This is a genomic window from Achromobacter sp. SLBN-14, assembly GCF_006715415.1.
Classification (GTDB): Bacteria; Pseudomonadota; Gammaproteobacteria; order Burkholderiales; family Burkholderiaceae_B; genus Achromobacter; species Achromobacter mucicolens.
The window spans coordinates 4,245,990-4,271,451 of record NZ_VFNE01000001.1 but is presented as its reverse complement, the minus strand read 5'-3'; the positions used below and the strand labels follow the sequence as shown (position 1 = coordinate 4,271,451).

General features: G+C 65.4%; 23 protein-coding genes. 13 read left to right on the top strand and 10 right to left on the bottom strand.

Annotation, left to right across the window (positions count from 1 at the left end; translation table 11 throughout):
• Positions 1–123 precede the first annotated feature (123 nt).
• Positions 124–1,152, bottom strand: a complete 1,029-nt coding sequence (locus FBY20_RS19455) for a threonine/serine dehydratase (RefSeq protein ID WP_174245432.1) — start codon at positions 1,150–1,152, stop codon at positions 124–126.
• 35 nt (positions 1,153–1,187) lie between these two features.
• Entirely contained in the window at positions 1,188–2,177 is a 990-nt protein-coding gene (locus FBY20_RS19450; RefSeq protein WP_056323018.1) for an N-carbamoyl-D-amino-acid hydrolase, read from the bottom strand.
• 299 nt (positions 2,178–2,476) lie between these two features.
• On the opposite strand from FBY20_RS19450, the gene FBY20_RS19445 reads away from it, so the two are divergent.
• Entirely contained in the window at positions 2,477–3,415 is a 939-nt protein-coding gene (locus FBY20_RS19445) for a LysR family transcriptional regulator (protein WP_056323015.1), read from the top strand.
• Here the strand turns inward: FBY20_RS19445 and FBY20_RS19440 are convergent.
• Positions 3,409–4,185, bottom strand: coding sequence for a LamB/YcsF family protein (locus tag FBY20_RS19440; RefSeq protein ID WP_142054068.1), 777 nt, complete (start codon positions 4,183–4,185; stop codon positions 3,409–3,411). The two genes, FBY20_RS19445 and FBY20_RS19440, sit on opposite strands and share 7 nt — an antisense overlap.
• A 143-nt stretch (positions 4,186–4,328) precedes the next feature.
• Here FBY20_RS19440 and FBY20_RS19435 point away from each other — a divergent pair, with 143 nt between their 5' ends.
• Genes FBY20_RS19435 through FBY20_RS19405 form a run of 7 tightly spaced genes read left to right on the top strand, consistent with a single transcriptional unit; the run spans position 4,329 to position 11,602 of the window.
• Positions 4,329–5,378 (top strand): ABC transporter substrate-binding protein, encoded by a 1,050-nt coding sequence (locus tag FBY20_RS19435; RefSeq protein ID WP_056323009.1) that lies wholly within the window; start codon positions 4,329–4,331, stop codon positions 5,376–5,378.
• A 52-nt stretch (positions 5,379–5,430) separates the two neighbouring features.
• The gene (locus FBY20_RS19430; protein ID WP_142054066.1) at positions 5,431–7,137 is read left to right on the top strand and encodes an ABC transporter permease subunit; all 1,707 of its coding nucleotides are present in this window, start codon (positions 5,431–5,433) and stop codon (positions 7,135–7,137) included.
• Between the two features lies 1 nt (position 7,138).
• Positions 7,139–8,170, top strand: a complete 1,032-nt coding sequence (locus FBY20_RS19425) for an ABC transporter ATP-binding protein (protein ID WP_142054064.1) — start codon at positions 7,139–7,141, stop codon at positions 8,168–8,170.
• Positions 8,167–8,934: a 5-oxoprolinase subunit PxpB gene (gene pxpB, locus FBY20_RS19420; protein ID WP_142054062.1), complete on the top strand. Its 768-nt coding sequence runs from the start codon at positions 8,167–8,169 to the stop codon at positions 8,932–8,934. The genes FBY20_RS19425 and pxpB overlap by 4 nt, the downstream gene beginning before the upstream one ends.
• A complete protein-coding gene (locus FBY20_RS19415; RefSeq protein ID WP_142054060.1) occupies positions 8,931–9,932 on the top strand; it encodes a biotin-dependent carboxyltransferase family protein in 1,002 nt (333 codons plus the stop codon). The genes pxpB and FBY20_RS19415 overlap by 4 nt, the downstream gene beginning before the upstream one ends.
• Positions 9,933–9,937: 5 nt before the next feature.
• A complete protein-coding gene (locus FBY20_RS19410; RefSeq protein WP_255452403.1) occupies positions 9,938–10,636 on the top strand; it encodes a GntR family transcriptional regulator in 699 nt (232 codons plus the stop codon).
• Between the two features lie 18 nt (positions 10,637–10,654).
• A complete protein-coding gene (locus FBY20_RS19405; protein WP_142054057.1) occupies positions 10,655–11,602 on the top strand; it encodes a 2-hydroxyacid dehydrogenase in 948 nt (315 codons plus the stop codon).
• Between the two features lie 110 nt (positions 11,603–11,712).
• On the opposite strand, the gene FBY20_RS19400 is transcribed toward FBY20_RS19405, so the two are convergent.
• From FBY20_RS19400 to acnA, 4 genes are read right to left on the bottom strand one after another with little or no spacing between them, the layout of a single operon-like run.
• On the bottom strand, positions 11,713–12,714 hold the full coding sequence (locus FBY20_RS19400; protein WP_056322990.1) for a GTP-binding protein: 1,002 nt from the start codon (positions 12,712–12,714) through the stop codon (positions 11,713–11,715).
• A gap of 22 nt (positions 12,715–12,736) precedes the next feature.
• Positions 12,737–13,465, bottom strand: a complete 729-nt coding sequence (locus FBY20_RS19395; RefSeq protein WP_056322987.1) for an isochorismatase family protein — start codon at positions 13,463–13,465, stop codon at positions 12,737–12,739.
• 33 nt (positions 13,466–13,498) lie between these two features.
• Complete coding sequence (locus tag FBY20_RS19390) at positions 13,499–14,860, bottom strand: dihydroorotase family protein (RefSeq protein WP_056322986.1); 1,362 nt, start codon at positions 14,858–14,860, stop codon at positions 13,499–13,501.
• A 30-nt stretch (positions 14,861–14,890) separates the two neighbouring features.
• Positions 14,891–17,584: an aconitate hydratase AcnA gene (gene acnA, locus FBY20_RS19385; RefSeq protein WP_255452402.1), complete on the bottom strand. Its 2,694-nt coding sequence runs from the start codon at positions 17,582–17,584 to the stop codon at positions 14,891–14,893.
• A gap of 297 nt (positions 17,585–17,881) precedes the next feature.
• On the opposite strand from acnA, the gene FBY20_RS19380 reads away from it, so the two are divergent.
• Genes FBY20_RS19380 through FBY20_RS19360 form a run of 5 tightly spaced genes read left to right on the top strand, consistent with a single transcriptional unit; the run spans position 17,882 to position 22,106 of the window.
• Complete coding sequence (locus FBY20_RS19380) at positions 17,882–18,604, top strand: GntR family transcriptional regulator (RefSeq protein ID WP_056322981.1); 723 nt, start codon at positions 17,882–17,884, stop codon at positions 18,602–18,604.
• Between the two features lie 21 nt (positions 18,605–18,625).
• Positions 18,626–19,522, top strand: coding sequence for an oxaloacetate decarboxylase (locus tag FBY20_RS19375; RefSeq protein WP_056322978.1), 897 nt, complete (start codon positions 18,626–18,628; stop codon positions 19,520–19,522).
• A 12-nt stretch (positions 19,523–19,534) separates the two neighbouring features.
• Positions 19,535–20,254, top strand: a complete 720-nt coding sequence (locus FBY20_RS19370; protein ID WP_056322975.1) for an SDR family NAD(P)-dependent oxidoreductase — start codon at positions 19,535–19,537, stop codon at positions 20,252–20,254.
• Complete coding sequence (locus FBY20_RS19365; RefSeq protein WP_082586293.1) at positions 20,251–21,024, top strand: SDR family NAD(P)-dependent oxidoreductase; 774 nt, start codon at positions 20,251–20,253, stop codon at positions 21,022–21,024. The genes FBY20_RS19370 and FBY20_RS19365 overlap by 4 nt, the downstream gene beginning before the upstream one ends.
• A 56-nt stretch (positions 21,025–21,080) precedes the next feature.
• Positions 21,081–22,106: a tripartite tricarboxylate transporter substrate binding protein gene (locus tag FBY20_RS19360; protein ID WP_142054053.1), complete on the top strand. Its 1,026-nt coding sequence runs from the start codon at positions 21,081–21,083 to the stop codon at positions 22,104–22,106.
• Positions 22,107–22,164: 58 nt separating this feature from the next.
• Here FBY20_RS19360 and FBY20_RS19355 read toward each other — a convergent pair whose 3' ends face one another.
• From FBY20_RS19355 to FBY20_RS19345, 3 genes are all read right to left on the bottom strand, one after another.
• Positions 22,165–23,148 (bottom strand): tripartite tricarboxylate transporter substrate binding protein, encoded by a 984-nt coding sequence (locus tag FBY20_RS19355; RefSeq protein ID WP_142054051.1) that lies wholly within the window; start codon positions 23,146–23,148, stop codon positions 22,165–22,167.
• A 79-nt stretch (positions 23,149–23,227) separates the two neighbouring features.
• Positions 23,228–24,088 (bottom strand): enoyl-CoA hydratase-related protein, encoded by an 861-nt coding sequence (locus tag FBY20_RS19350; protein ID WP_142054049.1) that lies wholly within the window; start codon positions 24,086–24,088, stop codon positions 23,228–23,230.
• 15 nt (positions 24,089–24,103) lie between these two features.
• Positions 24,104–25,321, bottom strand: a complete 1,218-nt coding sequence (locus FBY20_RS19345; RefSeq protein WP_142054047.1) for a CaiB/BaiF CoA-transferase family protein — start codon at positions 25,319–25,321, stop codon at positions 24,104–24,106.
• Positions 25,322–25,462: the final 141 nt, after the last annotated feature.

Below are 25,462 nucleotides of genomic sequence, written 5' to 3'. Positions count from 1 at the left end.
GACTGTTATAGGTGTAGCCGCGCGGGCTCTGCGTCCCCCGCGGATCTTGCACGGCGCCTGAACGACGCCGGTACTACGCGGCGGGGCTTGCGGCCCCGCCGGCCTGGACGGTCGCGCGAACGCTCAGTCCAGTGCGATCTGACGCAACAGCGGCAGATCGATGTTTCCGCCCGACAGCACGATGACCGCGTCGCGGCCTTCGGCAGACAGCTTTCCCGCCAGCAGCGCGGCCAGCGCCACCGCGCCGCCCGGCTCGACCACCAGGCGCAATTCGTCCAGCGCAAAGCGGATGGCGCTGGCGACTTCGTCATCGCTCACCGACACGGCCGCGCTCAGGCAGCGACTGTTGATCGCGTAAGGCAGTTCCGCCGGCGTCGCAGCCTGCAACGCATCGCACAAGGTCTTGGCGCCTGCGGGGTTGGTTTCGCGCTTGCCGGAGGCCAGGGACCTCACCGTGTCGTCGAATTCGTGCGGTTCCACCGCGACCATCCGCGCCTGCGGCGCCAGCTCGCGCAGCACCAGCGAGCAGCCCGCCGCCATGCCGCCGCCGCCGCAAGGCGTGGCAAAGAGCCCAAGGTTGGCCCGCGCCGCGGCCGGCAGATCCTGCAACGCCTCCAGGGCCAGCGTGCCCTGTGCAGCCAGCACGTCAGGATGGTCGCCAGGCGGCAGCAGCGTGGCGCCGGTCTCGGCCAGCAGGCGCATCCCGATCTCTTCGCGGCTTTCGCGCGTGCGGTCGTAGCGCACAACCTTGGCGCCGTGGCGCAGCGCCTTCTCGACCTTGTTTTCCGGCGCATCCACCGGCATCACGATGGTGGCCGGCACGCCCAGGCAGCGGCTGGCCCAGGCAACGGCCTGGCCATGATTGCCGGTGGAATAGGCCACCACGCCGCGCTCGCGCTGCGCCGGGCCCATGTTCAGCAGAGCGTTGAATGCGCCACGAGCCTTGAAGGAGCCCGTCACCTGCAGGTTTTCCAGCTTCAGCCAGATGGGCGCCTGCGCCCGTTCGTCCAGGGCCGGCGAGCGCAACAGCATGGTGCGCCGCACGTAGGGCGCCAGGCGCTCGGCGGCGGCGGTCACGTCGGCGTATTGCGGCACGCGCAGGGTGCCGAGCATTTCGTGTTCGATGGTCGGAGGCAGAAGCATCGCGGTCATGAGGCTATCCAGCAAGGTAGGGAAATTCGGACGGGTCAGGCCGAAGGCGTCCAGACGGCGGGCGCGACGCTGCCGGTCTGCTCGACCAGGCGGCCGTAGGCCTCGGGACGGCGATGCTTGGCGAAATTGAAGACGGTGCTGCGGCCCAATTCGCACAGGTCCAGGTCGCAATCGGCGACGATCAGCTCATCGTCCCAGGTCGCGGCCATGGCGATGATTTCGCCCTGGGGGTTGACGATGATGGAATGGCCCAACAGTTCATGGCCGTCCTCAGTGCCGGCCTTGGCAACGGCCGCGGCAAAGGTGGCGTTCTGGTAGCAGCCCGCCTGGATGGACAAGTGCGAGTGCAACACGCGCAGGTGATGCGCCTCGAAGCCGCGGTTATCCTGGTTGCGGCTGGGCGTGTTGTAGCCCAGCATGACGAGTTCGACTTGCTGCAGGCCCAGCACGCGCCAGGCCTCGGGCCAGCGCCGGTCGTTGCAGATGAGCATGCCCAGGTTCGCGTCCACGCCGGGCGCAACGGGCGCGCGCACCACCGGGAATCCCAGGTTGCCCACTTCGAAGTAGCGCTTCTCCAGATGCTGGACCTGGCGATGCTCGGCGAACTCGGCGTGCCCCGGCAGATGAACCTTGCGGTACTTCAGCACGATCTCGCCGTTGGGCGCGATGACAACCGACGTATTGAACCGGCGCTTGCGCACGATGCCCCGTTCGTCCGGTTCCCAGGCCAGTTCCGCGTATCCCAGGTACACCATCAGGCCGTAGCGCTTGATGGCGTCGAACAGCGGCTGCGTGGCGGGCGACGGCAGGCTGGGCTCAAACCAGGCATCCGCCTCGTCAAGGTCCTCGCAGTACCAGCGCGGAAAGAAGGTCGTCAGCGCAAGTTCCGGAAACACCACGACCTGGGCGCCGCGTTGATGCGCGCGCTCCATCAGCCGGACCATGCGGCCGATCGCCACGTCGCGCCCTTCGGAACGTTGAATCGGACCCAATTGGGCGGCAGCGACGGTGACGATGCGGGACATGTGGTAATCCTGGGTTGTGTGAGCGATATCCGACGCCAGCATGACGTGCGCGCCCGGCCGCGGGAAGACCGTCCGCCAGGCGGGACGCGGATCGCGGCGAGCCGTAAAACGGGCCCGCAACCCTTGAAAACAAAGGGTTTGCCGCCGCCGGACAAGGCTCCAGCCGGCCGCGGGACTGTGCATTTAGTAATGGGCTGCGCGCAAAACGTCATGGCACCCGTGTGGCGCGCACGCCGCGCCGGCCTGCAGGCCATAAAATGGCTGGCGCTGACATCCCTTCCACTTACGCCCCCTTCCCTATGGCCGGCCCCCTTCCCTCGGCGCCCGGAGCGCTGACGCTTCGCCAGATCGAGGTCTTCCACGCCGTGATGCTGACCGGCTCGCTCAGCGAGGCGGGCCGCATGCTGTCCGTCACGCAGCCCGCCGTGAGCCGCGTGCTGGCCTCGGCCGAGAACCGGCTGCGCTATCGGCTGTTCGAACGCGTCAAGGGGCGGCTGCACCCCACTCCGGAGGCCCGGCGCCTGTTTGTCGAGGCCGAAGAGATCTTCGGCCGCGTCAACCGGTTCAATGCCCTGGCGGGCGCGTTGGGCGCAGGCTCGGCAGGCACGGTCAGCCTGGTGTCCAGTCCCAGCTTCAGCGAATGGCTCATCCCGCACGCCATCCAGAAGTTCCGCGAGCGGCATCCCGACACGCCCATCCGCTACCGGCCGCTGGCTTTTGACGCGCTGCTGCCGCATCTGCTGCTGGGACAGGCCGATTTCGGCATCGCGTCGATGCCGCCACCGGTCAACGCCAATATCGTCAGCGAAGAGATCGGCCAGGGCTGGCTGGGCTGCGCGGTGCCGCGCGGCCATCCGCTGGCGGTGCGCAGGCGCGTTCGCGCCGAAGACCTGCAAGGTCATCTGCTGATCGGCTATGGCGCCGACACCCCCTTCGGGCGGCTTGCCAGCCGCTTTCTGAACTCCGGCCCCGCGCCGGTGCAACCGCAGATCGAAATCCGCTCGACGCCCGAGGCGCTGGCGCTCGTGCGCCAAGGCGTGGGCGTGGCGCTGATCGAATCGTTCGGCTATCACCCCAGCTTCGGCAAAGACTTCGTGCTGCTTCCCACCGAACCCGCCCTGAGCCACGCCATCCATCTGCTGCATTCGGCCAGCAGCCCGCTATCGAGCACCGCCAAGCGCTTTGCGACCGTGCTGAAGACGCTGATCCGGCAGGCGCAAAAAGACGCGCCCTACTGAAAGTCCATCTGCGAGATCGGCCGCAGGCGCACGCCCTCTTCCAGCAGCGCCTGGCGCACGGCCCGCGCGATATCGACGCCCTGCGGATTGTCGCCATGCACGCAGATCGTGTGCACCGGCATGGCGACCACCTTGCCGCCCACCGTGCGGATCGCCTGCTCGCGCACCATGCGCACCGCCTGCGCGGCGGCCGCGGCCGGATCGTGAATCACCGCCCCGGGCTCGCTGCGCGGCAGCGTCAGGCCATTGTCGCCATAGAGCCTGTCGGCAAACACCTCGCAGGCCACGCGGATGCCGGCCCGGCGCGCGGCGCGCTCGGTCTCGTTGTGCGGCGTGCAGACCAGCACCAACTCCGGATCGAGCGTGCGCATGGCCCAGGTCAGCGCCTCTGACAGCGCCCGGTCTTCAAAGGCCAGCGTGGCCAGCGCGCCGTGCACCTTCACATGCGTCACGCGATGGCCCGCCGCGCGGGCCATGCCCTGCATCGCGGCGATCTGGTACGCGAGCATGTCGCCGATGGCCTGGGGGCTGTCGCCGACGATCTTGCGCCGGCCGAATCCCCACAGGTCGTTGAACCCCGGATGGGCGCCCACATCGATGCCCCGCTTTAGCGCGGATGCCGCAGTTTGGTGCATGACCGATGCATCACCACCGTGAAAACCGCAAGCCACGTTGGCCGACGTGATGAGGTCCAGCATGGCCTCGTCCGCACCAATCTTGTAGTGGCCGAAGCTCTCTCCCAGGTCGGAATTGAGGTCTACGTCGCGCATCTGAAGGACTCCGAAAAAAACGAAATTCAATGTTTGGCATACCGTTGGCATGCAATTTGCATGCCAAGGACTTGCTGAGGCGATATGCCCAGGATCGGGGCAGGTCTGCCCACCGCGTTTTTTTAATGAACGGAGTCCAAGCAATGAATTTCAAATGGAAGAACGCCACATGCGCCGTGGCCGCAGCATTGGCGATGGCGACTGGCGTGGCGCAAGCGGCAGAACTCAATTTCGCCAGCTGGGGCGGCAACTACCAGGGCGCGATCCGCGACGCCTGGCTCAAGCCCTTCTCCAAGGAAACCGGCATTACCGTCCACGAAGACACCGATCCGCAGGTCGCCAAGATCCGCGCCATGATCGACACCAAGTCGGTCACATGGGATGTGGTTACCGAGAACAGCGCCCGCCTGACGCGCGGCATCAAGCTGGGCGTCTTCGAGAAGATCACGCCGGAGATGGTCAACCAGGACCACGTAATCCCCAGTGCCCGCAACGACTATGGCGTGCCGTCGGAAATCTTCTCGACCAACATCGGCTTCTCGACCCAGGCCTTCCCCGCCGGCAAGCCGCAACCCAGCACCTTCGCCGACTTCTGGGACGTGAAGAAATTCCCCGGCAAGCGGACCCTGCAGGACGATCCCGCCACGGTGATCGAGGCGGCGCTCATCGCCGACGGCGTCCCGCCCGCCGATGTGTACAAGGTGCTGGCCACGCCCGAGGGCCTTGACCGCGCGTTCAAGAAGATCGAAGAGATCAAGCCCCACGTCGCCCGCTGGTGGAAGAGCGGCGCCGAACCCGTCAACGCGCTGGGAACCGGCGAAGTCGTGATGGCGCTGGGCTGGAACGGCCGCTTCCAGGCCGGCATCGACTCGGGCCTGCCCATCGCCATGGGCTGGGGCGACAGCATCGCCCAGGTCGGCTACTTCGCCATCGTGAAGGGCTCGCCCAACCGCGACGCGGCGATCAAGCTGCTGAACTACATGATCCAGCCCAAGCACCAGGCTGAATTCAGCAAATACATCGCCTACGGTCCGACCACCGAGCAGGCCCTGCCCCTGATCGACGCCAAGCGGCTTGAGCGCCTGCCTTCGACCACCGAGCGCCTGAAGAAAAGCATCTTCCTGAACTCGGAGTTCTGGGATACCCACGGCCCCGCCATCACCGAGCGCTACAACCAGGTCCGCGCCCGCTGATCCTTCTGCTTCCTTACTCAGACGCCGGCGCGTGCGCCGGCGCCCCAATGCCATGACCACGAGCACCGACGCCCTTCCCCTGCCCGTCGCCAGCGTGCGCCCGGCCGCCGCTTCCCGGCGCGGCCGCGTCGCGGCCCTTGCTGCATTGCCGCTGCTGCTGTTTCTTCTGCTGTTTTTCGCCGGCCCGATTGCGGGTTTGCTGGGCAACGGCTTCAAGGGCGAGGACGGCAGCCTGACGCTGGACCATTACCGCCACCTGCTGGACACGCCGATCTACCGGATCGTGCTGGTCAACACGTTCACCATTGCCGCAGCCGTCACGGTGGCCTGCGTGGTGTTGAGCTATCCGCTCGCCTACCTGATGGCGACCGTATCGCCGACCGTGGCGCGCGTGGTGTTCTTCGCGGTGCTCCTTCCCTTCTGGTCCAGCGCGCTGGTCCGCACATCGGCCTGGATCGCGCTGCTGGGCAAGAACGGGCCGTTGAACACCTTGCTGACGACCGTGGGCATCCTCGACCAGCCCATGGCGTTTCTCTACAACTTTACCGGCGTGATGGTGGGCATGACGCACGTGCTGATGCCCTTCGTGGTGCTGCCGCTGTATGCGTCGTTCCGGTCCCTGGACGGCAGCCTGGTGCAGGCCGCGCAAGGCCTGGGCGCGGGATCCGCGGGCATTTTCAGCCGGGTCATCCTGCCGCTTACCAGTCCGGGCGCGGTCGCCGGCGGCATCATTGTCTTCATGAATGCGGTGGGCTACTACATCACCCCGTCGCTGATGGGCGGTCCCGCCCAGCGCATGGCCGCCGAACTCATTTCGCACAACATCACCGAAGAGCTGAACTGGGGATTGGCGTCGGCGCTAGCAGGCGTGCTGCTGGCCACCGTGCTGCTGTCGCTGTGGCTGTTCAACCGGCTGTTCGGCCTGAACAGCCTGATCAGCGCCAGTTCCGGCAAAGGCAGCAACACCAGCGGGTATCGCCGCACGCCGGGCGGCCGGATGTCGGCCTTCCTGGGCGTGGCGTGCGCGGTGTTCCTGCTGCTGCCCATCGTCGTCGTCATTCCGATGAGCTTCGGCACCACCGACTTCCCCATCTTCCCGCCGCCCAGCTACGGGCTGCGCTGGTACGAGAACTTCTTCACGGACGGCAAATGGCTGGCCGCGCTGGCCTCCAGTACGCGGATCGCCGTCGTGGTGACGCTGCTGGCCACGGTCCTGGGCACCGCCGCCGCGCTGGGCGTCAGCCGGCTGGCAAAGCGCCACCAAGGCTGGCTGGATGCCTTCTTCATCGTCCCGATGTCGGTGCCGGCCATCGTCACGGCGGTCGCGCTGTACTACCTGTTCGCGCCCATCGGCTGGGTCGCCAATTCCATGGCGGTCATTCTGGGCCACACCGTGCTTGCCGCGCCCTACGTCTACATCACCATGCGGGCGGCGCTGCGCAGCCTGGACCCCAGCCTGGAATTGGCCGCGCTGAGCATGGGCGCTTCCTGGCCGACGATGTTCCGGCTGGTCATGCTACCGGCCCTGATCCCCAGCCTGATCGGCGGCGCCGTCTTTGCCTTCGTCAGCTCGTTCGACGACGTGGTCATGGCGCTGTTCCTGACCACCATCCGCAACCGCACCTTGCCCAAGCTGATGTTCGAGGGCCTGGCCAACGACTTCGATCCCACCGTGATCTCCGCCTCCTGCCTGCTGGTCGGGGCGACGGCGCTGATCCTGCTTGCAAACCTGCTGATCAGCAGGAAGAAGGAACACTGACATGCATATCGCCAACGACATCCTCCCGCAACGCCCGCCGGAACGCCAGGGCAAGGAGCTGACGCTTGCCGGCATCCACAAGCGCTACGGCGATTCGATTGCGCTGCCCGACGTCGACCTGACCGTGGCGCGCGGCGAGTTCTGCACGCTGCTGGGCGCGTCCGGCTCCGGCAAGACCACGCTGCTCAAGATTATCGCCGGCTTCGAATCGCCGGACGCCGGCGTGGTGAAGATCGGCGGGCGCGACGTCACGCATACGCCGATCGCGGACCGCAACATCGGCATGGTGTTCCAGAACTACGCCCTGTTTCCGCACATGAGCGTGTTCGAGAACGTCGCGTTCGCGCTGCGCATGCGGCGCCTGAACGAAGAGGACATCCGCCGCCGCGTATTTGACGCGCTGGACCTGGTGAGCCTGGCGCCGCTGAAGGACCGCAAGCCCGGCGCGCTGTCCGGCGGCCAGCAGCAGCGCGTCGCGCTGGCGCGCGCCCTGGTGTTCACGCCCGACATCCTGCTGATGGACGAGCCGCTGGGCGCGCTGGACAAGAATCTGCGGCAATCCATTCAGCTGCAGCTGCGCCGGCTGCACCAGGAACTGGGGCTGACCGTGGTCTTCGTCACGCATGACCAGGAAGAGGCCATGAACCTGTCGGACCGCATCGTCATCCTGGAACAGGGCCGCATCGTCGAGGCCGGCTCGCCGGAAAGCCTGTACCGCAAGCCCGCCAGCGCTTTTGTCGCCGGCTTCCTGGGCGAATGCAATTTCCTGCCCGCCAACGACGGCGTGCTGGGCGTGCGCCCCGAGCACCTGCGCCTGGGCAGCCGCCTGGCCGGCGCCGATCAGCGCCACCCGGGCAAGGTCGTGGCGTCGACGTTCTGCGGCGTGCACTGGAAAGTCTTCATCGAAGCCTTCGACAAGGTGATCCTGGCCTACGCGCCGCTGGACGTGGACTCAGCCCAACGCACACCCGGACAGGCGGTCACGTGGGGCTTTCATCCGGACGACGCCATGGAATTTGCCAACGCAGCATGACGACCGACGCGCCAACTTCTTGCGGGACTGCCGCGCCGCGCATCGTGGCGGCGGGCGATCGCACGCTGCTGGTCGAGTTTCCCGACCGCATCGACGCCGAGACCAATGCGCGCGTGCTCGCGCTATCGAAAGCGTTGCGAGGCAGCCTGCGCAAGGTCCGCGGACTCCTGAGCGTGGTGCCGGCGTACCGTTCGCTCGCGGTGAGCTTCGATCCGCTACTGATCGGGCACGACGCCATTGGCGAGCTGATCGGCCGCAGCCTGCAAGCCAGCGCCTTGGCGCCTGTCCCCGCACCGCGCCGCTGGCAAGTCCCGGTCTGCTATGGCGGCGCCCACGGCATGGACCTGCAGGCGCTGGCGGATCAGCATCGGCTTGATCCCGCGCGGGTCATCGCCCGGCACATCGCGCCGGTCTACCGGATCTACATGGTGGGATTCCTGCCGGGCTTCGCGTATCTGGGCGGCCTGGATCCCGCGCTGCACACGCCCCGCCGCGCCATGCCTCGCGCGCACACGCCCGCCGGCAGCATCAACATCGGCGGCCAGCAGACGGCCATCGCCTCCGTGCCCGGACCCAGCGGCTGGCACCTGATCGGGCGCACGCCGTGGCGCAGCTTCGATCTGCGCCACGAAAATCCATTTCTATTCGAGGCCGGCGACGAGATCGTGTTCACCCCCATCGACGAAGACGAGTTCGAACGCCTTGCCGCCTTGCAGGACGACCCCGCCCGCCGGCCGCGACCGCTGCCAGGAGACGGCCCATGAGCGCGCGCCTTCGCGTCGAAAAGGCCGGCTTGCTGACCACGGTGCAGGACCTGGGCCGCCCGGGCTATGAACACATGGGCGTGCCGCCGTCGGGCGCCATGGATCCCGGCGCGCTGCGCATCGCCAATGGACTGGTCGGCAACGCACCCGGCCTGGCCGCACTGGAATTCACCCTGCTGGGCGGCGCGTTGCAGGTGCTGGATGCGGATTGCACCGTCGCCTTCGCCGGCGACGCCTTGCTGCACGCCAGCGCCACGGCCGCCTCGCCCGCGCGGTCACTGAGCCCGTGGCAATCCCACCGCTTGCCGGCGGGCGCCACCTTGACGATCGGGCCGCTGGAACGCGGCGTCCGCGGATATCTGGCAGTCGGTGGCGGCATCGCCGTGGCGCCGGTGCTGGGCAGTGCGTCCACCCTGACGCGTGCCGGCCTGGGCGGCCTGGACGGCCGTGCGCTGGCGCGCGGCGACGTGCTTGCCACCGGCGACGGCCGGCGCCGTTCGCTGCGTCGCTGGCTGGCCGCCCGCGACACCGGCTGGTTCTATCGGGATGCGCCCATCGGTGTCGTCCTCGGTCCGCAGCAGGATCACTTCGCGCCCGCCGAGATCGACCGTTTTCTCGGCGCCACCTATCGCCTGGCGCCGCAGTCCGACCGCATGGGCCTGCGTCTGGATGGGCCGGCCATTGCGCACGCCCGGGGCGCCGACATCATCACCGATCCCATCGCCGCGGGCAGCATCCAGATCCCAGGCGCGGGACAACCCCTCATTGCCATGAACGACCGCCAGACCACCGGCGGCTACCCCAAGATCGCCACCGTCATCTCGGCCGACCTGCCTCGTCTTGCCCAGATCCGCCCGGGCCAGCCGCTACGGTTCGAAGCCCTGGACCTGGCGCAGGCCGTGCAGCGCTGGCGCGATTACACGGAATGGGTCCACGCCCGCGAAGACGACCTGCGCGCAGACCCGAACTTTGCCATCTTCCCCTTACTGTTTCCATGATTCCTATGTCCATCATTCATGCCATGGAAAGCCCCTTGCTCAACGCCACGGCCGCCGCCCCGGCCGCCGACGACGCGCGCGACCTGGTCGACGAGGCCTACTCGACCATGCTGGGCATGATCCAGCTGGGCCAGTTGCCCATCAACCAACCGCTGCAGGAACGCAACCTGGCCAGCGCGCTGGGCGTGTCGCGCACCCCGCTGCGCGAGGCGATGAGCCGCCTGATCGGTGCCGGATTCGCCATGCGCACGGCGCGCGGGCAGCTCATCGTGCCCGAACCTTCGTTGCGGCAATACCTGGAGATCTTCCAGATGCGCGTGCTGCTGGAAGGCGACGCCGCCGCGGCCGCCGCCACCCGCATGGCGCCGGAGGAGGCCGCAGCCCTCCTGGAGCAAGTCAGCGAGATCCGGCGCCGCAACGAAACCACCCACGAGGAGAACCATCGGGTCGACAACCTGCTGCACGACAGCATCGCGCAGGCCAGCGGCAACCGGCTGATGGCACAGACCATCCACGACCTGCGCATCAAGGCCCGCTGCTTCGACCAGAACGGCGCGCCCGAACGGCTGATTCCGGGCTGCGACGAGCACATGGCCGTCCTGCAGGCCATCCTGGATCGCAACCCCGACGCCGCGCGCGCCGCGATGCAGGCGCACCTCTGCAACGTGCGCGTTGGCTTGGTCGCCCGCCACACCCAGATTTAACTGCCTCCCTTTATCCGCATGTCATTCCCCACCCCCAAGCCTCTGCTCATCATCATGAACCCGGTCACGCAGGCCGACCGGGACCAGATCGCCCGTCACTTCGAAGTCGTCTTCGCCCCGACGCCGGAGCGGTATGCGCAAGCCGTCGCCGAGCACGCGCCGCGCGTCGAAGTGGTCATGACCATCGGCGCGATTGGCCTGACTGCAGGCCAGATCGACGCGCTGCCCAACCTGAAGCTGATCTACTCGATGGGAGCCGGCTACGAAAAGATCGACCTGGATTACGCCAGGCGGCGCGGCGTCAAGGTCGCCAACGGCGCGGGCACCAACGACAGCTGCGTCGCCGACCACGCCATGGGCCTGATGATCGCCGTCATCCGCGGCATTCCCCGCCTGGACCAGCTCACGCGGCAAGGCGTCTGGCGCACGCAGCTGCCCCTGCCGCCCAACGTCTCCGGAAAAAAGCTGGGCATCATCGGCCTGGGCGGTATCGGCGAAAAAGTGGCGCTGCGCGCGCAGGCGTTCGAGATGCAGATCGGTTACCACAACCGCCGCCCGCGCCCGGGGTCGCCGCACCGCTACTTTCCTTCCGTAGGCGAACTGGCCGGGTGGTCCGACGTGCTGCTCGTCGCCATCCCAGGTGGCGATTCAACCCACCATCTGATCGATGGCGCCATCCTGGACCAGCTCGGCCCCAACGGCTACCTGATCAACATCGCGCGCGGCAGTGTCGTGGACACCGTTGCCTTGGAACGCGCCCTGCGCCAGCGGACCATCGCCGGCGCGGCACTGGACGTTTATGAGGGCGAACCCGAACTGCCAGCGGCTTTGGCCGACCTGACCAACTTGGTGCTCACCCCCCACATTGCCGGCTGGTCGCCTGAGGCCATGCAATTGATGGTGGATAAATTCCTGGAAAATACGCGCCGGCTGTATGCGGGCGAACCGCTGTTGACGCCGCTTTGAGGCGGGATTGTCATTCAGCCAGGGCCGAAATGCCCTGCTTGCCTGGCGCTGCTGCCAGCCGAACCCGTGCCTGGTATCAGACACGCATCCGGGGAAGCGCTTCCCGGACCTCACATGCCTAGCGGCTGCATTGCTTGCTCAACTTCATCTGCGGAAAGGTCTTGCACGATCACGACCATGGCGCCCGTCGCCCGTGCAGCGCCTTCCGGCTCGGCAATCGGCTCGGGCGTGGCGAATACGAGCCGCACGCCATGCGCGGCGCGCAGACTGCCGTCGTCCCAACGCAGCACGCCCTTGGCCCTTAACAGGCGCTCTCCGACATGGCGTTGCATGTGCCGGGTCCAGTTCGCATAGGCTTCCCAGGTTACGGGCGTATGCTGCCGGAATGCATAGGACACAATGCCGTAGCGCAACACATGTGCCACCGGCTTGAAGGCGGCTGGCGCTGCCTCCTTTAACACAGCCGCGTCCAGATGTTCTGGACGCAGGCCGTCAAACAGCGCGGGCGCGTCCTCGTCCACCGTGCCAGGCGACACAGCGCGGATTGGCGCATTGGCGTTGTATCCCCTTAGCGCTGCCTTTACCGCCTGAATCGCGCCATCCCCGGCCAGATCCACCTTGGTCAGCGCAATGCGGTCGGCGATGGCGACCTGGGTGCTGGCTTCGCGATAGGCGTCCAGCGTCGCCATCCCGTGCAGCGCATCCGCCGTCGCCACAACGCCGCCGAACCGGTAATGGCGGGCGATCAGGGGGTCGGCAGATAGCGTGTTGATGACCGGACACGGGTCGGCCAGCCCTGAGGTCTCTACCACCACCCGCTCAAATTGCGGAATTTCACCGCGCTGGCGACGGTAGTACAGCGACTCAAGCGTGTCTTGCAGCGAGCTTGTCGCCGCGCAGCAGAGGCAGCCGGAATCCAGCAGCACGACATCGGTGTCATCCGCCTTGCCGACCAGCATATGATCCAGGCCGATCTCGCCGAACTCGTTGATGACCACCGCCGTATCGGCAAAGCGCGGGCTGCGCACCAGACGCGACAACAGTGTGGTCTTGCCGCTTCCCAGGAAGCCGGTCAATAGGTAGACGGGAATCGGTCCGGCATTGCTGGCCATGGCGTCGGCATCCTTCTCCGGATCATTCACGGGCCGCGTCGGCGGGCGCGGGCAGGCCGCGCAGATAGTCCTGCACCTCGCGAGAGGGAATCACGTCCGCATACTTGCAATTCAGATCGAACAAGCTCATGGCGTGGCTGGCCTGGAAGCGGTCGAACGCCGCCTCTTCGGGAATGATTACCTTGAAATTGTAGGAGTAGGCGTCAACCGTGGTGGCGCGCAGGCATCCTGACGACGTGCATCCCACCAGGATCAGCGTGTCCACGTCAAGAAAATTCAGGTGGCTCATGAAGATCGTGCCGAAGAAGCAGGATGGCTTCTGCTTGGTGATGCGAATGTCTTGCGGACGCGGCGCCAGCGGCTCCACGGTTTGCGTCGCATGGGTGTTTGCCAGCACGGTCTTTTCACCGCCGCGGTGGTTCTTGCCTACCTGCACGCCACTATCCAACAGGTCGGCGCGCCGGCCGCTTTCGGTATAGAAGACGGGGATATTCTTGTCGCGCGCCAGTTCCAGCAACGGGACAATATGCGCGACCGCGTCCCAGGCCTCGCGGCCGCAATGGGTGCGATATTGCTTCAGGCCTTCCAGGATGTCTTGAGGCGTGTCGCCGCAAAAGTTGTATTGCACGTCGATGATGAACAGCGCGGGGCGCTTGCCGAAGCCGCCACGCTTGCCGTAGCCGGCCTGAGCCAGCACTTGCTTGTCGCGTTCGGTAAGGAAGTCGTCCCAGATTCGCTTGGTGTCGCTCATAATGATTTCCGTCAGAAGGGAGATGGATTCAGTTCAAAGACGCTTGAGATAGCGGCCGCCAGGATTGGCGCGGGCCGCGTCCGTGATGCGGCCGTCCTGCGCCACGGTGCGCCCGCGCACCAGCGTGCGTATGGGCCAGCCTTTCAGGGTCATGCCCTCGTAAGGCGAATAGTCGGAGTTCGATTCCAGGGTGGCCGCATCGACCGTGCGTTGCAGGTCGGGGTCGACGATCACCAGGTCCGCGTCCTTGCCGATCTCGATGCTGCCCTTGCCCGGCATGCGATAGATGCGTGCCGCGCTCTCGGCACTGACCTTCATCAGCGTTTCCAGCGGGACGCCACGGCGGTGATAGCCTTCGTGCAGCAAGATCGGCAACATCAGGCCGGTGCCCGGGAACCCATTGCTGGCCGCCCAGATGTCGGTGTCCTTGGTGGCCCGCTTGCGGGGCACGTGGTCGGTGCCTATCGTGGTGATGGAGCCGTCCAGCACGCCTTCCCACATGGCTTCCACATCGCTTTGGCCTCGCACCGGCGGGTTGACCTTCGCATAAGTCCCGGCGGGCGATTCATCGTTCAGGAAGAGGTAGTGCGGGCAGGTCTCGACGTAAATGGGCGGTGCGCCAGGCGTGCGGCGATGGCGCCGCGCCTCGTCCAGCGCTTCGCGGCTGCTCAGGTGCACAATATTGACCGCAGCGCCCGTCTTCGCCGCGAAATAGCACACGCGATGTACGTTCTCGGCTTCCAGGAAGTCCGGGCTCTGCTCGTTCCAGGCCTTCAAGTCGTCACGGCCTGCCGCGCGCAGGGGGTCTCTCAGGACAGGGATGACCTCGACGTTTTCGCAGTGCACGCCCATGATTGCGCCGGGGATGGCGGCCGTGGCGCGCAAGGCCGAATACAGCAGGCCGTCGTCGATGTCGGTAAATCCCTTGGACAGTCCGGCCGCCCCTTTGTACATCATGTAGAGCTTGTAGGATGACACGCCGAATCGGCGAGAGGTTTCCTCGAGCGTATCCACATGCAGATTGCTGGTGATGCCGAAATGGAAGCCGAAGTCGACACAGCTTTGCGACAGCGCGCGGTCGCGCACCTTTTCAAAAGATTCACGGATGTCGGCGGAACGATGGAACGACAGCACTGTCGTGGTGCCGCCAAGCGCGGCGAAGCGCGACTCGGTCTCGAAGTCGGTCTCCGGAGACCCGAAGCCGAAGTGAACGTGAGGATCGATCAGGCCTGGCAGCACCCACAGTCCCTGGCAATCGATCGTTTCACGGGCCTCGAGCGGCGCGCCTGGTTCGGCGATTATGGCGATGCGGCCGTCAATGACGCCCAGCACGCCCTCGGTCAGGCCTTGCTGCGGCAGCAGCAGCCTTGCATTGGTCAGTAAGAGGTCCAGCATGATGTCGAGTTTCCTGAGTGATGCGCGTTGTCAGCAATGGGCCGTGTCGGCGGCCGCCGTGTCGGTCAAGAATGCGTTGAGGACGCTGGCGGGGATGCCGCCTTCCGTGATGAGTTTGCGTTCGGCGTGCGTAAGCACCTGGGCATAGGCCTGGAAGCGCACCTGGCGATCCCCGTCCTCGGCGATCACGTCGATGGGTTCCCCCTTCAATACGCCATCCGCCACATTCTGCAAGCGCAGCGTCTCCGCGCCGGTCAGCCCCAACGCACGCCAGCCTTGGCCGTGGGCGAACGCCAGCGGCAGCACCCCCATGCCCACCAGATTGGCGCGATGGATGCGTTCAAACGACTCCGCGATCACCGCGCGCACGCCCAACAGCGCCGAGCCCTTCGCAGCCCAATCCCGGCTGCTTCCCATGCCGTAGTCTTTGCCGCCCAGGATGACGCAGGCCTCGCCGGCATCGCGGTAGGCCGTCGCGGCATCGACAATCGGCATGAGCTTGCCGCTGGGATAGTGGCGGGTGACGCCGCCTTCCACGCCCGGCGTCAGCGCGTTCTTGATGCGGATGTTGGCGAAGGTGCCCCGCGTCATGACGTGATGATTGCAGCGGCGCGCCACATAGGTGTTGAAATCGCGCGGCGCAACGCCCTTGCCGATCAAGTACATGCCCGCGGGCGTGTCGGCGGGAATTTCACCGCTGGGCGAAATATGGTCGGTGGTCAACGAATCGCCGAACGCCGCCAGCACCCGTCCGCGCGCCAAGGCGCACGCCAAGTCGTCCAGCGCGTCGCGGCCCGGTTCGGTTTTGAAGAATGGAGGCTCGACCAGGTATTGCGAGTCTGGGTCCCAGGGAAAACGTAAGCCGGCCGGCGCGGACAAGTCTTGCCAGATCGCGCTGTCCAGGCTGGCGGGATCATAGACTTCGGCAAACAGCGAAGGGGCCGAAGCAAATGGCATCAAGGCCGCGATCTCTTCCTGGCTGGGCCAGACATCGCGCAGATAGACCGGTGCACCGTCCGCGCCCGGCCCCAGCGGCTCGTGCTCGAAATCCAGGTCGATGCGGCCCGCCAGCGCGTACAGCACCACCATCGCCGGCGACCCGATGTAGTTGGCGCGAAGCAGCTTGTGGATGCGACCTTCGAAATTCCGATTTCCTGACAGCACGGCGGCGGCGACCAGGCCGCGTTCGACAATAGCGTCTGCCACCGCGGAATCCAGGGGGCCTGACTTGCCGCCGCAAGTCGTGCAGCCGTAGCCGATCACATGAAAGCCTTGGGCTTGCAGCGCCGTCAGCAACCCTGCGGCTTCCAGGTAGCGGGTAACTGCACGCGAGCCGGGCGCCAGCGATCGCTTGACCCAGGCGGGCGGCGTCAGGCCAAGCGCCAGCGCCTTCTGTGCGATCAGCCCGGCCGCCAGCATCACGCTGGGGTTGGAGGTATTGGTGCAAGAGGTAATCGCCGCCAGCGCCACCGAGCCATGGCCGACGACGTCCCGGCTCGCCGGACGCGCGGCGTCCGTGGTCACATTGAACCCGCCTTCCGACTGCGGCACGCTCAGACGGCTTAGGAAGTCTGCGGCAACATTCGACACATCCATGCGGTCCTGCGGGCGGCGCGGACCAGCCAGGCTTGGGCGGGCCGCCGACAAGTCGATGTCGATCACCCGGCTATAGGCGGGCGCCGCTTGCGACGCGTCACCCCACAACAGGTTGACGCGCGCGTAGGCTTCGATCAGCGCGAGTTGTTCTTCATTGCGCCCGGTCATGCGCGCGTATTCCAGCGTGCGCGCGTCGATCGGAAAGAAGCCACAGGTGGCGCCATACTCGGGCGCCATGTTGGCGATCGTGGCTCGCTCGGGCACACTGAGCGCCGCCACCGCGGGGCCGAAGAATTCGACCATGCTGCCCACCACGCCTGCGGCGCGAAGTCGCTGTGTCACCAGCAGCGCGGCATCCGTCGTGAGGGCTGGCGCCTCAATGGCGCCGTGCAGCCGCACCCCAACCACCTCCGGAATGGGAAAGGTGTAGGCATGGCCCAACAGGGCCGCCTCGGCGTCGATGCCGCCCACGCCCCAACCCAACACGCCCAGCGCGTTGACCATGGGCGTGTGGGAATCGCCGCCGATCACGAAATCCGGGTAGACCCATTCGCCGTCCTGTCGTGACTGACGCGCGACCACCGGCGCCAAATACTCGAGGTTGACCTGATGAATGATCCCGATGCCAGGCGTGATGACGCGCAGTCCCTTGAAGGCCTGCTGCGCCCACTTCAGGAACCGGTAGCGTTCGTCGTTACGTTCGAATTCGCGGCGCAGATTGCGTTGCATCGCCCCCGACTCGCCCCAATAGTCGACCTGAAGCGAATGATCCACGATCAGATCCACCGGAATTCGCGTGTCGACCTGCGAGGCATCTCCGCCAGCCTGGGCGACCGCGTCGCGCAGCGCCGCCAGGTCTTGCAATACCGGCAGCCCGCTGGAGTCCGGCAGGATCACGCGGGCCACATGCAGCGGCAAATCCGCCCCAGGGTGCGTTCCCCAATTCCACAGCCTGCGGATTTCCGCATCCGATACGGCCGCGCCCCAGGCTCGGTGCCGCAGAAGATTCTCCAGCAGCACGCGGATGACATAAGGATACGTCTGGATGTCGCGCCCTTCCGATTGGGCGGCAACGGACAGATCCGCGTAGCGCAGCACCCTGCCGCTACAGGAGAAAGACTGGATCATGGCAATCGTAATCGCGAGAATATCAATTGAAGCCATCTTACGGCCTCGAAAACAATAGTGTCAACACTAGCGCCGAGAATACGCAAAGCGTCAGCAAGCTTAATAGTGCGACGATCACCCCCCATCGAAAGTGCCAACATCCGATCCGTTGTTTCCCACCTAGGGAAGACCCTGATAAATAAGCGTAAAATCCTCTGATCGCTGTAGAAATACCCCGCCAACCCGGAATTTAATCAACCGATTGTTCATTCAAAAGAGTTGACACTTTTATAACTCCCTTGATAGGCTGTTAACACTATGACCATCTCCACGGCCCCCATCACTCCCAAGGAAGACGCCTCCGGCCCGTTGGCCGACGTGGTGTTTGACCGAGTGCTGGAAGCGATCTACCAAGGCCGGCTTGCGCCGGGCAGCGTCATCAACGAGGTGGCGCTGGCGCAGGAGTTCGGCGTCAGCCGCGGCCCGGTTCGTGAAGCGGTGCGGCGCCTGCAAGGCATTCAACTCGTCACGCGCGAGCCCTACATCAAGGCGCGCGTGGTGACCCTGTCCGCGGAGTCCGCGCTGGAACTGTTCCAAATGCGGATGGCGCTGGAAGGCGTAGCCTGCAACCTGGCCACTCGCCGAATGAGCGACGAGGAAATCGCGCAGTTGCTCGCCGAACTGGAACAGGACCGGCAGCGCCGCCTGGCCGCGGCCAGCGGCGGCGCGCCCGCTCCGCGTGTCTTCGACTTTCACGAGCGCATCGTGCTGGCCAGCGGAAACAACCGCATCATCAATGCCCTGTGCGGCGACCTCTATCACCTGTTGCGCGTCTATCGCCGGCACTCGGGCACCGTGCTCGAACGCAAGGACGACGCTTACGCCGAACACTGGCAGATCTTGCGCGCCATCCGCGCGCGCGATCCTGAGCTGGCTGAGTCGCTCATGCGCTCTCACATCGAACGCGCAGCACAACACCTTTTTGAACACCTGGCAGAAGGGGCATCCGGCATCGCCGGACATCCCGTCTCGGCCGCATAACGCCCTTTGGAGCAGCACGACATGAACAACCCGCGCCACCAGTTCCGGCAATTGCTGAAGAACGAACCTTTTCTCGTGTCCCCCGGTGTCTACGATGGATACAGCGTTCGCCTGGTTGAAGCTGCGGGCTTCAAGACCGCCTGCACCAGCGGCGCGGCCGTGTCGAATGCGCTGCTTGGCATCGCCGATATCGGCGTAATGGGCCTGGCCGAAAACGTTACCCACTGCCGCCACCTGGCAAGGTCCGTCTCCATCCCCCTTACTGCCGACGCGGATACCGGCTACGGCAACCCCGTCAATGTCTACCACACCGTGCAGATGTTCGAGGAAGCCGGCGTTGCAGGCATCAACCTTGAAGACCAGGTCAGCCCCAAGCGCTGCGGTCACATGCCCGGCAAAGACGTCGTCAGCCAGGCCGAGATGGTCAAGAAGATCGAGGCTGCCTGCCTCGCACGACGTGACGACGATTTCGTCATCATCGCCCGCACGGACTCGCTCGCCATCGAGGGCATTGAAGGCGCAGTCAAGCGTGCCCGCGCTTACGCCCAGGCGGGCGCGGACATGTTGTTCCCCGATGCGGTCCGCACCGAAGACGACATCAAGCGGCTTGTCGACGCCGCGGGCATCCCCGTCAGCATCAACATGGGCTTCGGCATCCGCAACCGCCCCACCACGCCGCTGATTCCGCTGCCGCGCCTGAAGGAGATCGGCGTCAAGCGCATCAGCCTTCCGCGCATGTTGCCCGCTGCCGCCATCTACGGCATGCGCCAGGCCCTGCAGGTCATGCAAGGTGTGATCACCACGGGCGAACCCGCGGATCGCCCCGATTTGCTGGTCGGCATCGAAGACATCATGCAACTGATGGGCTACGAGCAGATGCGCGCGATGGAAAAGCGCCTGACGACGCTGGACAACTAATCAGGCACTGACATGATCGAGCGTAGCGCGTCGGCGCATTGCGTCCTGACAGGCGCGGCATCCGGCATCGGTCTTGCGTTGACCGAGCGGCTTCTGGCGGCGGGCTGGCGGGTGACCGGCGTGGACATTGCGCCCGCCGCCGTCCACGACAACGCCCAGTACTGCCACCACGTTTGCGACCTGTCCGACCCGGCCGCGCTGCACGCCCTGTGCGCGGGTCTGGGCGATTGCGCCCCGACTGCGCTGGTGCACTGCGCCGGCCTGGTGCGCACGGGCGGCGCGCTGGACACGCGACCGGAGGACGCAGCGCTGCTCTGGCGCCTGCATGGCGCAGCGCCGATGGCGCTGGTCCAGGCCTTGGCGCCGCAACTCCCAGACCGCCGCGGCCGCGTCGTGCTGGTGTCCAGCCGCGCCGTGCTGGGTCGCGCGCACCGCTTGGCGTATGCCGCCACCAAATCCGCACAGATTGGCATGGCCCGAAGCCTGGCAGCGGAGCTCGTCGGGCGCGGCATTACGGTCAATGTCGTCGCGCCCGGCGCGGTGGACACCCCCATGCTGAATGATCCCAAGCGCGGGGCCGCGCCGAGTGTGGACCTGCCGCTGGGCCGCCTGATTGACGCGCGCGAAGTTGCCGCGACCATCGCCTTCTTTCTGAGCGACGAGGCGGGAGCTATCACAGGGCAGACGCTCTACGTCTGCGGCGGCGCCTCGTTGGGGGCAATGACGGCATGACAACAGCGAACGCACTCGTGCTGGACGGAAAGATCGTGATTGTGACCGGCGCCGCCGGCGGGCTAGGCCAAGCTATCGCCAAGCATTGTCTGGATGCCGGCGCCCGCGTGGCCTTGCTGGATCGGGATGAGGACATGCTGGCGCAATGCTGCCGGACGTTGGCCGTCGCGCCATCCCGAATCTTGGCCCTGCGCTGCGACGTCGCGGACGCCAACGCCTCGCGTTCGGCCGTGGAACGCGTCGCTACGCACTGGGGCGCCATCGACACGCTGGTAAACAACGCCGCCACGGTCACGCCAGGCGCGAAGGTCGCTGACCTGACACCTGAACAATGGCGGCTCGCGCTGGACGTGAACCTGACCGGCGCATGGCTGATGAGCAAGTGGGCGATTGCGCATATGGCGCGCAATGGCGGCGGCGTCGTGCTGAACATTGCTTCGCAATTAGGAAGCGTGGCCGCGCCAGGGCGCGGCGCCTATGGCGCGAGCAAGGCAGGCATGATCGCGCTGGCGCGCGCCATTGCCGTGGACCATGCCGCCGACGGAGTCCGTGCGCTGAGCTTGTCGCCCGGCGCGGTATTGACCAGCCGTTTAGTGGATCGCTACGGGGGCGAACACGCTGCCACCGCCGCGTTAGCCACCAAGTATCCGGTCGGGCGGCTTGGCACCGCGGAAGAGATTGCAAGGACCGCAGTTTTTCTGATCAGCGAGGATGCCTCGTTCATCACCGGCACGGACATTCGTGCCGACGGCGGCTACACCGCGCAGTAGCGCGGTCACCGTCTTATTCACGCAGTGCTTACACCACATAACAAGGGGCTTGAATCATGACGCACTCGATTACTTCCGCAACGCACACGCGCATGTCGCGCCGCAGAGCCCTGGGCCTGCTGGTCACGCTTGCCGGGTCCGTCGGGCTTGTCGCCGCCCCTGCCTTTGCGCAGGGTACTGACAACTTTCCAACGCGACCGGTCACGATCGTGGTGCCGTTCCCGGCCGGCGGCGCCACTGATCTTACCGCGCGCCTGGTAGCCGAAGGTCTGTCCAAAAAATGGGGGCAATCCGTCGTCGTCGAGAATAAGCCGGGCGCGGGCGGCAACGTTGGCTCGGAATACGTCGCGCGCGCAGCGCCCGATGGCTACACCCTTGTGCTGGGCGTTACGGGGTCACACGGCATCAACACCTCGCTCTACAAGAACATGCGCTACGACCCGATCAAGGATTTCGAAGCCATCACGCAAGCCACGCTCTATCCCAATGCCATCATCGTCAACAATGACGTGCCGGCCAACAACCTGCAAGAACTCATCGCACTGCTGAAAAAGCCCGATGCGCACTATTCCTATGGCTCCGACGGCAACGGCACCGCTTCGCACCTGGGGATGGAGCTGATCAAGAGCCAGGGCAAGTTCGAGCTCTCGCACATTCCCTATCGCGGCAGTGCGCCTATGGTGACCGACCTGCTGGGCGGTCAGATCCAGGTAGGCATCACCGGCCTGCCCGCCGTGCAAGCCTACGCGAAGAGCGGCAAGCTGAAGATCGTGGCGCTGACCACGGCTGAGCGTTTTGCAAGCGCCCCAGACTACCCAACCGTTGCTGGGCAGGGCTTTGCGGGCTATGCCGCGCCGCCCTGGTCTGGCTTCTTTGCACCCAAGGGCACGCCCAAGCCGCTCGTGGAGAAGATCTCGGCGGACATACGCGAAGCGATGTCCGACCCGAAGGCGAAGGAAAAGATGATCGCCGCCGGTAGCGAGTTCACGCCTAGCACGCCGGAACAGTTCCAGGCCTTCGTGCAGAAGGAAATTGCGAAGTGGGCCGAGGCGGTCAAGATCTCCGGCGCCCGCATCGACTAATGCAGCATCCCGCCCACCCCGCAAGCGCGGGGCTGGGCAATTGGGTTGGAGTGGCAGCTCATTCCGGCTCGATTCCAGCCGCCTTGATGACATTGCCCCATTTTTGAATCTCGGCAGCCTGAAACTGTCGCAACCCGTCGGGGGTCGTCGTCCACGCCTGGGTTGCCGAGTTCCGAAAGAACGTCTGCGCGCCGTCGCTCCCGACCGCCTTGACCAGTAGCTGTCTAAGCGTCGCTGCCACCGGCGCGGGTGTGCCGGTCGGTACGTAGGCGGCGAACCAATAGCCCATGTCATAACCTTTGATGCCGGCCTCGTTCAGCGTGGGCAACTCTGGAAGTTGAGGCAGGCGTTCAAGGGTTGACGCGCCGAGCGGACGCAGTTTGCCCGCTTCGATCTGCGACAAGCCCGTCACGGTGTCAATCACCATCATGTCGATGTGACCACCCAGCAGATCGTTGAGCGCATTGGGATTGCTGTTGTAGCCGACCCAGACGATATCGGTGCCGGTCAGTTGCTTGAGCATTTCGCCTGCCATGCGGCTGGACGAATTCCCGCTGCCGAAGCTCAATTTTCCCGGGGCTTGCCGTGCCGCGCGAATCAACTCATCGGCGGTGCGATACGGAGAATCGGCTTTCACCACCAGAATCTGGCCGCCCCGTCCCAATCCTGTCAGCGGCGTGAAATCCCCCACCGGGTCATAGGGGAGCTTCTTGAAGAGGTGCGGATTGGCGGCTTGCGTCGTATTGCTGGTGATTAACACCGTATAGCCGTCGGGGGTAGCTCGGGCAACATGCTGCGCGGCGATCATGCCGCTCGCGCCGGGTCGGTTCTCCACGACGACAGCCTGCCCCGTTTGTTGCGTCAGCGACGCTGACAATGCGCGTGCCAGCAAATCGGTCGCGCTGCCCGCGCCGAAGGGAACGACAAACGTCAGGGGTTTTGCAGGGTAATCAGCCGCTTGCGCCGATACGGCCCAGGCCAGACCGAGGGCGGCCGACAACGACGCCGCCACGCGGATCATAAAAGCAGTAATGCGGATCATGATTTTTGTCTCCTGTGATTTGTCCGTGCCGGCGTCGAGGACCCGCACGTTGCGTATGCCACCGTCCGCGGTTGCGCTGTCAACGCACGCCAGCGGGTTTCGGCTGGAGATCGCGTCGGGCGCGTTTTGCCAGAAACTCGCGCACGACGGTCTTGTGTTCATCGCCGCAGAGCAAAATCGCCTGCATGGCGGCTGCAGCCTCCAGCGCCATCGGCAAGGTGGATTCGGCGGCATCCAATACCAGGCGCTTGGCCATGCGCAAGGCCTGGGGTGGGTTCGATGCGATGCGGCGGCCCAAGGCGGCGCTTGTCTCGTCCAGCTCTTCCGGTGCCACGACACGGGAAACCATGCCTAATTGCAGCGCGGTCTGGGCATCGATGAACTCGCTGGTCAGCGTTAGCTCCAACGCCTTTGCCCTCCCCACGATGCGCGTCAAGAACCAGGCGCCGCCGATGCCGGATACCAGGCCGAGCCGCAGGAAGCTCTCGGCAAACGTCGCGCGTTCGCTGGCCACACGCAGGTCGCACATGAGCGCCAGGTCGCAGCCGGCTCCAACCGCGGCGCCGTTGACCGCGGCAATGGACGGCACCTGCAGTGCTTGCATTGCATGCGTGATTCGATGCAGCGTCGATTTCAGCCGGGCGCGTAGCTCTGTGACCGACCCCTGCATCAAGTCGGATCCTCGAGCCATGTCTTTCACATTGCCGCCCGTGCAGAAGTACTTGCCATTGGCGCGCAGCAATACGCAGTGAACGTCTGGCAGCGTATTGGCCTGCTCCAGTGCCTCGGCAATGGCCTCAGCCATGCGCACCGACATGACATTGCCTGAGTCCGGGTCATTAAGGCTCAATGTGAGAACGCCGTCGGCGACATCTTGCCGGATCAGCACATCACCCGGGACGCAGGCACTTCCCGAGACGCTGGATTCATTGGTTTTCATCGGTGTCTCCTTGGCTTATGTAGAAAATCGTTCGGGCTTACCCAGCACGCCGCTACTGAACATGGCGTCTATCTCGGCTGTGTCATAGCCGCATTCATTCAGGATTTGGCGGCTGTGCTGGCCCAGCGTTGGCGCGGCGGTGATGGGGTCGTGCGCGCTTGCCGCGTGAGCAGGCCCAGGCGCAAAGCCCGGCATGCGCACTTTTCCAGCAACAGGATGGTCAACCCAACTGTCGATTCCGCTAGCGGCGTATTCCTGCGAGCGGACGACATCGTCGTAGTTCGCTACCGGCGCACACAGGATGTCCAGTCCGGACAGCCGACTTACCCACGCTTCGGTGGCTCGCTGCCGAAACAACGGCGTCAGCACCCGGCGCAGTTCTTCGCGATGCGCGACACGGCACTCATTACTGGCAAAGCGCGGATCATGTTCCAGCTCGGCCGCCCCCAAGGCGGCGCACAGCGCCTGCCAGCGCTGGGGATGGTAGGCGGCCACCATGATCCATCCATCGAGGGTCTGGTAGGCCTCATTGGGTGCGGCGTAGGGAGCGGCGCTGCCAGCCTTGGCGGGTACAGCGTCCGAGGCGAAGAACGATGCGTACCCGATCTGCTGCAGCATCAGCGTAGCGTTGTAGAGGCTGATGTCCAGGTATTCGCCTTGGCCGCTGCGCTGTGCCGCGTTGCACGCCGCCAGAATCGCAATCGTCGCGATATAGGCAGTGACCATGTCGGCGACGGGCGTTGCGACTTTTACCGGCTCTCCGCCCGCGATGCCCAAGGTGCTCATCAAGCCGCTGGCGGCCTGGATGATGCCATCCACACCAGGCCGGCCTCGCAGCGGGCCGGTTTGGCCATACGCGGAGATCGAGCAGTACACCAATCCGCGGTTGCTGTCGGCCAGCGTGTCGTAGTCCAGCCCAAACGATTGCATGACGCCCGGCCGGTAGTTTTCGACCACCACGTCCGCACGGTTGATCAAGCGACGGGCGACTTCTCGGCCGCCGTCGGACTTCAGATCCAGCGCCATGCCGCGCTTGTTGCGATTCACGCTCAAATAGACGGCGCTTTCTCCCGCGATCCAGGGAGGGCCGATCTGCCGCCCAAGTTCCCCGCCCGGCGGCTCGATTTTGATTACTTCCGCACCCATATCTGCGAGCATCATGGTGCAGACGGGCCCCGCGAGTACGTGCGAGAAATCCACGACTCGCACACCTTGCAAGCTGCGTTTGAACATATCCTGGCTCCTGCGCGACACGGCCTGATAGGTGGTCGTGATCACTTGTCATGCGGGCAGAATAGGCAGGGCCGATCTAGCCGGCAAACGACTTTATCGGCAGGACGCTTTGACTTTTTGTAAAGAGGTCAGTGCAGGCGC

Excerpts from the sequence above, each read along its gene's own strand:
- FBY20_RS19455 (WP_174245432.1), bottom strand. The coding sequence starts at position 1,152 with ATGACCGCGATGCTTCTGCCTCCGACCATCGAACACGAAATGCTCGGC.
- FBY20_RS19450 (WP_056323018.1), bottom strand. The coding sequence starts at position 2,177 with ATGTCCCGCATCGTCACCGTCGCTGCCGCCCAATTGGGTCCGATTCAA.
- FBY20_RS19445 (WP_056323015.1), top strand. The coding sequence starts at position 2,477 with ATGGCCGGCCCCCTTCCCTCGGCGCCCGGAGCGCTGACGCTTCGCCAG.
- FBY20_RS19440 (WP_142054068.1), bottom strand. The coding sequence starts at position 4,185 with ATGCGCGACGTAGACCTCAATTCCGACCTGGGAGAGAGCTTCGGCCAC.
- FBY20_RS19435 (WP_056323009.1), top strand. The coding sequence starts at position 4,329 with ATGAATTTCAAATGGAAGAACGCCACATGCGCCGTGGCCGCAGCATTG.
- FBY20_RS19430 (WP_142054066.1), top strand. The coding sequence starts at position 5,431 with ATGACCACGAGCACCGACGCCCTTCCCCTGCCCGTCGCCAGCGTGCGC.
- FBY20_RS19425 (WP_142054064.1), top strand. The coding sequence starts at position 7,139 with ATGCATATCGCCAACGACATCCTCCCGCAACGCCCGCCGGAACGCCAG.
- pxpB (WP_142054062.1), top strand. The coding sequence starts at position 8,167 with ATGACGACCGACGCGCCAACTTCTTGCGGGACTGCCGCGCCGCGCATC.
- FBY20_RS19415 (WP_142054060.1), top strand. The coding sequence starts at position 8,931 with ATGAGCGCGCGCCTTCGCGTCGAAAAGGCCGGCTTGCTGACCACGGTG.
- FBY20_RS19410 (WP_255452403.1), top strand. The coding sequence starts at position 9,938 with ATGTCCATCATTCATGCCATGGAAAGCCCCTTGCTCAACGCCACGGCC.
- FBY20_RS19405 (WP_142054057.1), top strand. The coding sequence starts at position 10,655 with ATGTCATTCCCCACCCCCAAGCCTCTGCTCATCATCATGAACCCGGTC.
- FBY20_RS19400 (WP_056322990.1), bottom strand. The coding sequence starts at position 12,714 with ATGGCCAGCAATGCCGGACCGATTCCCGTCTACCTATTGACCGGCTTC.
- FBY20_RS19395 (WP_056322987.1), bottom strand. The coding sequence starts at position 13,465 with ATGAGCGACACCAAGCGAATCTGGGACGACTTCCTTACCGAACGCGAC.
- FBY20_RS19390 (WP_056322986.1), bottom strand. The coding sequence starts at position 14,860 with ATGCTGGACCTCTTACTGACCAATGCAAGGCTGCTGCTGCCGCAGCAA.
- acnA (WP_255452402.1), bottom strand. The coding sequence starts at position 17,584 with ATGATCCAGTCTTTCTCCTGTAGCGGCAGGGTGCTGCGCTACGCGGAT.
- FBY20_RS19380 (WP_056322981.1), top strand. The coding sequence starts at position 17,882 with ATGACCATCTCCACGGCCCCCATCACTCCCAAGGAAGACGCCTCCGGC.
- FBY20_RS19375 (WP_056322978.1), top strand. The coding sequence starts at position 18,626 with ATGAACAACCCGCGCCACCAGTTCCGGCAATTGCTGAAGAACGAACCT.
- FBY20_RS19370 (WP_056322975.1), top strand. The coding sequence starts at position 19,535 with ATGATCGAGCGTAGCGCGTCGGCGCATTGCGTCCTGACAGGCGCGGCA.
- FBY20_RS19365 (WP_082586293.1), top strand. The coding sequence starts at position 20,251 with ATGACAACAGCGAACGCACTCGTGCTGGACGGAAAGATCGTGATTGTG.
- FBY20_RS19360 (WP_142054053.1), top strand. The coding sequence starts at position 21,081 with ATGACGCACTCGATTACTTCCGCAACGCACACGCGCATGTCGCGCCGC.
- FBY20_RS19355 (WP_142054051.1), bottom strand. The coding sequence starts at position 23,148 with ATGATCCGCATTACTGCTTTTATGATCCGCGTGGCGGCGTCGTTGTCG.
- FBY20_RS19350 (WP_142054049.1), bottom strand. The coding sequence starts at position 24,088 with ATGAAAACCAATGAATCCAGCGTCTCGGGAAGTGCCTGCGTCCCGGGT.
- FBY20_RS19345 (WP_142054047.1), bottom strand. The coding sequence starts at position 25,321 with ATGTTCAAACGCAGCTTGCAAGGTGTGCGAGTCGTGGATTTCTCGCAC.